Annotated in this window: 2 protein-coding genes and 1 pseudogene; 1 reads left to right on the top strand and 2 read right to left on the bottom strand. The window is 74.2% G+C overall.

The genetic code is table 11. From position 1 onward, the window contains the following. The first annotated feature begins 121 nt into the window (after positions 1 to 121). Positions 122 to 922 carry an endonuclease/exonuclease/phosphatase family protein gene (locus tag E1J50_RS26175; protein ID WP_132255391.1) on the top strand — a complete coding sequence of 267 codons (801 nt, stop codon included), beginning with the start codon at positions 122 to 124 and terminating at the stop codon, positions 920 to 922. Here the strand turns inward: E1J50_RS26175 and E1J50_RS28265 are convergent. Both E1J50_RS28265 and E1J50_RS28260 read right to left on the bottom strand, forming a co-directional pair. Next, positions 919 to 1,719 carry a phospholipase D-like domain-containing protein gene (locus E1J50_RS28265; protein ID WP_245516770.1) on the bottom strand — a complete coding sequence of 267 codons (801 nt, stop codon included), beginning with the start codon at positions 1,717 to 1,719 and terminating at the stop codon, positions 919 to 921. The genes E1J50_RS26175 and E1J50_RS28265 overlap by 4 nt on opposite strands. Positions 1,720 to 1,993: 274 nt before the next feature. Further along, a pseudogene (locus tag E1J50_RS28260) lies at positions 1,994 to 2,569 on the bottom strand (TVP38/TMEM64 family protein); the annotation flags it as partial. Positions 2,570 to 2,857 lie beyond the last annotated feature (288 nt).

Raw genomic sequence — 2,857 nt, 5'->3', positions numbered from 1 at the left:
CTGTCGGTGTGAGGATCGCCGCCCCGGTCCGGGAGAGGGGCGCCGCGCGGGTTCCAGAGGGGGCCGCACCGCCCTAGATCATCTCGCCCGCGATCCGCCGATCGCCCCACCAGCGTCCCGCATGGATCTCCCGCTTCCCCGGCCGGCGCGGCTGCGCCTGATGACCTACAACATCCGCCACTGCCGGGGTGTGGACGGGGTGATCTCGCCCGCCCGCATCGCCGAGGTGATCGCGGCCTGCGAGCCGGACGTCGTCGCGCTCCAGGAGGTCGATGTCGGGCGCGCCCGCACCGGCGGGCTCGATCAGGCCGAGGAGATCGCGCGGCTCCTCGACATGCGCCACCATTTCCATCCCGCCCTGCAGATCCTGGAGGAGCGCTACGGGGACGCCATCCTGACGACACGGCCGGCGAGCCTCGTCAAGGCCGGCGCCCTGCCCGGCCTCGCCCGCCGGCCCGGCCTGGAGCCGCGGGGCGCCCTCTGGGTGGAGGTCGCGGTGGGCGGGGGCCGCCTGCAGATCCTGAACACGCATCTCGGCCTGTCCGGGCGCGAGCGGCTGGCGCAGGTCGAGGCGCTGCTCGGCCCCGACTGGCTCGGCGGGGACCGGGCGCGCACGCCCTTCGTGCTGGTGGGCGACCTCAACGCGACGCCCCTGTCCCGGGCCTACCGGCGGCTCGCCGCCCGGCTCACCGACGTGCGCGGCCTCGCAGGCGGGCAGGGGCGCGGCGCCACCTTCCCGAGCCGCTTCCCGGTGCTGCGCCTCGACCACGTCTTCGTCAGCGACGGTGTCACGGCCGAGCGGGCCGGCGTCGTGCGGGGTGCGCTACCGCGCCTCGCCTCGGACCACCTGCCGCTCCTCACGGAGCTCTGCCTCACGCCGGCACCGGCCGGGATCGCCGCGCGGGCGTCGGCGACGGTCTAGCGGTCCGGGCCGGAGGGCACGGCGGGCTCCCTCTCCCGGACGGGAGCGGGGTGGGGCGAGGGATGCGCCCTGTCCGGAGAGGCCGCCTCCCTCACCGCCTCCCTCTCGGACCGGGAGGGGACGCGCGCGGCATCCCCCGGCGCCGCGGGTTCCGTGCGGACGCGCAGGGCGCGCCGGCGGCGCCACGGGCGCCAGAGGTCGGCGGTGCCGACCGGATCGCCGACATGCCACGCCTCGATGAACCGGGCGAGGAGGCCCCGCCGGGAGGCGACGACGGCGCAGAGGCGCTCGGGCGAGACGAGGGCGGGGTCGTCGAGGGCGGCGCGCACCGAGCCGCGCTGCCGCACCACCGCCTCGAACCGGTCTCGCGGACAGCCGGCATGGTGGGCGACGAAGCCGTCGCGCACGCGCGCGATCGCCTCCCGGCGCAGGTCGTGGGGCTCACCGGGCAGAGCCTCGATCGCGAGGTCGCACTCGGTGTCGAGGCCGAGCGACCGGTTGTTGAGGTTCGTCGAGCCGACCCGCAGCAGCCGGTCGTCGAAGACCGCGACCTTCGAGTGGACGAGGATCGGGCCGCCGGCCGGCGTGCGGGGCGCCAGCACCCGCAGGCGACGATGGGGGTCGGCCGCGCGCAGCCGCGCGATCAGGCCGCGGCGGGCGCTGTCCATGGTCAGCCGGTCGAAGCCGTTCGGGCTGCGCTCGGTCAGCACCACGACGATCTCGGGCCCGTCCGGCTCGGCGAGCCGGGCGGCCAGCGCCGCCGCGATCAGGGGCGACGTGAAATACTGGTTCTCCAGGTAGATGATGCGGCGCGCGGCCCGGATCGCCCGGAGATACAGGGCCTCGCTCTCGCGCAGGGCCGCTCGGCCCGCCCGCGCCGGCTCTCCGCATCCTCAGTTTGGCCCGTACGCGCCGCCGGGTCAGGCCGACGGCCGCGAAGGTCGCAACGAGGCCGAGCCCGAGGGAGATCCAGTGCTCCGGCGCGTCCCCGCCCGCCGCGCGGCCGATCACCCCGAGATAGACGCAGACGAGCGTGCCGGGCAGCATGCCGAGGATGGTCGAGACGAGAAAGGCCCCCGGGCGCACGTCGGTGATGGCGAGGATGTAGTTCTGGGCGTTGAAGGGGACGAAGGGGCTGAGGCGCATCAGCGTCAGCAATTGCCAGCCGCCCTCGCCGACCGCCTCGACGGTGGCCTTCATGGCCGGCCGCCGCTCGATCAGGGCGCGGACCCGGTCCTGCAGCAGGGTGCGCCCCGCCGCGAATGCGAGCACCGAGCCGAGCGTGGCGGCGGCGAGAACGATCGGCAGCGACCACCAGCCGAAGGCGACGCCCGCCGCGATGGTGAGGGGCGTGCAGGGCACGACGAGGAGCGTCGCGACGACGAAGAGGGCCGCGAAGGCGACGGGCCCGTAGGGGCCGAGCCCCTGCGTCCACGCCTTGAAGGCCGCGAGCCAGGCATCGACGGGGAGGAGGTACCAAGCGGCCAGGGCGGCCGCGACGGCGAGCCCGGTCGCCAGCCAGTATCGGGTTTCGTCGCCCGTCACGCAGATCCTCCTCGAGGCCGCAGCACCACGAGGTCTCAAGGCCCGGCGCGCACCGCTTGTATTAGAGCGGTGGCCCGATCCGCACAGCCCGGCGCCGCGCATGCGGGCCGCGCGCGGGGCGGGACCGCGGCCGGGAAACGGAAACGTCGCGGTTAACGTACGGTCTGCACGAAGCCCCATTTTCCATACGTGATCGCAACGGATATCCTATAAGTATGCAATATTCATATGGTCAGACTCAGGGTTGCGCATACTCGTGGCGAAAAGCGATCACGGCGGTGCGGCGGCAAGGACCCAACGGGGCGCTACGATGATCTGGCTTCAGGCGGACAAGGCTTCCGGTGCGGCGACGGCGGAGCGGGAGGCGGAGCAGGAATTGCTCGCCCTGCG

This window comes from Methylobacterium segetis, assembly GCF_004348265.1.
Lineage (GTDB): Bacteria > Pseudomonadota > Alphaproteobacteria > Rhizobiales > Beijerinckiaceae > Methylobacterium > Methylobacterium segetis.
The sequence above is the reverse complement of the archived record's forward strand: the minus strand, read 5'-3'. Positions and strand labels throughout refer to the sequence as shown.